This is a genomic window from Commensalibacter sp. Nvir (assembly GCF_963921845.1).
Lineage (GTDB): Bacteria > Pseudomonadota > Alphaproteobacteria > Acetobacterales > Acetobacteraceae > Commensalibacter.
In genome coordinates, this window is the sequence record NZ_CAWUGZ010000023.1 from 1 (window position 1) to 1,783 (window position 1,783).

General features: G+C 34.3%; 1 protein-coding gene. It reads left to right on the forward strand.

Annotation, left to right across the window (positions count from 1 at the left end):
- A partial coding sequence (locus AABE15_RS01875) for a hypothetical protein (protein WP_338329585.1) occupies positions 1-1,682 on the forward strand: 1,682 nt, incomplete at its 5' end.
- Between the last annotated feature and the right edge of the window lie 101 nt (positions 1,683-1,783).

The following is a 1,783-nucleotide window of genomic DNA, read 5'->3' on the forward strand; positions in this document are numbered from 1 at the left end:
GTTTATTTCAGGCAATAAGCAAGGTGAACATGAAAAAAAGCAATCAATGCCAACGGTCGTCAAAAATTTTAAATTGTATTTTGTTTTCTATCTGTTTTATAGGTTTAAATAGCACGAATGTTTTAGCACAAGATGAAATGAAGTTTCACAACCGTTATGAAAATTATGTAAATGAATTAAAACGTTTTCCCTGTAAAGACGTTATTATGTTTTCAGGCCAAAATGGTCTGAAGCCTTACAGTTTGTTTATACACTCAGCAAAAATTTCTTCTTTGTTAAAAAATACTTATGAGACCGCTTCTCTTAATAAATTAATCCAATCTACATTAGAGACCCGTAAAATATCGGTTGTGCATCGTTCTTGGGGAACCTTTGTCCAAGCAGCAAATTTTGTTTCACCGGATATCGCTTCTCAAACAAATTACGATGCTATATGGCTTAGGGATAGTGTCTGGGCTTATTTAGCTTTAGATAGTCAACATCAAGAAACTAGTCAGCAGGACGCTCATCAAGTTTTATTAACGTTGTGGGATTATTTGTCTACTCCTGAACAATTAAAACGAATGAAAGCTGTGATAGCAAATCCGTCGTTGTTGACAGGAGCTGAAGGACAAATGATGGCTCCCCATATTCGTTTTGATAGTAAATCTTCACATTTTGCGGATATTATGGTCGATGGTAAACCTCAATCTTGGACCCATAAACAAAATGATGCATTAGGATTGCTCATTGATACTGTATTGCAAAATATTGAAATCGGTAAGATAAATACACAAGAATGGAATCAAGATAATCGTTTAAAAGCTCTAATTTATTTAGTTGGGTATTTCGATAAAGCTCAATTTTATCAGATGGAAGATTCAGGGGCTTGGGAAGAAGCGTTAAGACTAAATACTTCTTCCATAGCTTTGGTTACTTCTGCTTTGGAAAATATGCTTAAATTGGTCCAACATCCTAATGAAAAAGAAGAAGGTTTTGTAAGAGCACTGCAAAAAAAGGCTCAAGCTCTTAGTATGTCACAAGTTATCAGCCAAGAAAATCTTTTGCGCTTGGTTGATCTTGGGTATAAACGAATCGATAAACAGCTATCGTTAGGCGGAGAATCACCAGATTACAAAAATGTAGATAGTCGTTACCGCAAAGCGGATGCTGCATTATTGAACTTAATCTATCCAGCGCAGTTGAAACGTTTAACCATAAAGCAAAAAGAACAAGTTTTAAATATTGTCGCTCCTTTAATGGGGGATATTGGAATACGACGTTATTTTAATGACAACTACCAATCTGCTAATTTTTGGTTTCATAATATTAAAACGGATACTGATAGTAAAAGTTATGAAGAGAGATTAAAACAGTTTGTGCCTGGAAGCGAAGCACAATGGTTCTTTGACTCATGGTATGCAAAATCAGCATTAATAGTCTATAAGGAAAATAGAAATCCTTATTACTGGGCTTTGGCCGTTCGTTCAATGAATCGGGCGTTATCGCAAATAACAGGTGAATACATGAAGGGCGCGGATGGTCAGCCCGTTCAAGGTAATTCTTTACCAGAAAGTTATAACTTTATTGCTCATAAAGGACAATTATGGGAAAGTCCAAGTCCTATTACTCCGTTAAACTGGTCAAAAGCTTCAATGACATTAATGTTTCATGAATTCAGTAAAATTTTAATCTCTAAATAAGATTTATAAGGCAGTAAATCTTTTTAACTTAATTAAGTTAATGAGGTATTTATTCCTAAAAAAGAGTTCGAGATAACATAAAATTGTTTTAAGAAAATAAA